The organism is Pseudomonas sp. RIT-562 (genome assembly GCF_026241895.1).
Taxonomy (GTDB): domain Bacteria; phylum Pseudomonadota; class Gammaproteobacteria; order Pseudomonadales; family Pseudomonadaceae; genus Aquipseudomonas; species Aquipseudomonas mandelii_F.
Window position 1 is genome coordinate 1 of sequence record NZ_JAPJIV010000093.1, and the last position, 236, is coordinate 236.

The 236-nt window shown below is 52.5% G+C and carries 1 protein-coding gene; it reads left to right on the forward strand.

Annotated features, from left to right (window positions below; genetic code table 11):
• Positions 1–62 precede the first annotated feature (62 nt).
• The coding region (locus tag ORL50_RS28905; RefSeq protein WP_266020128.1) for a CinA family protein at positions 63–236 on the forward strand (174 nt) is incomplete at its 3' end.

Here is a 236-nt window from a genome sequence, read left to right on the forward strand (position 1 = left end):
TTTTCTTGGAATGTTCCGCGCCATCTCCGGTCAACCGAGCAATAACTTCGTGAGTCCTAGTCATGTCAATCGCTGACGACACTGTTGACTATCTCCGTGACAACTCCCTTGTGCTAACAACGGCCGAGTCTTGCACGGCTGGGAAAATTGTAACGCTATTGTCCGAGGTCGAGGGCAGCGGCGAGTTCATCGAGTGCGGTTACGTGGTGTATTCACCCCAGGCCAAACAACGTGTT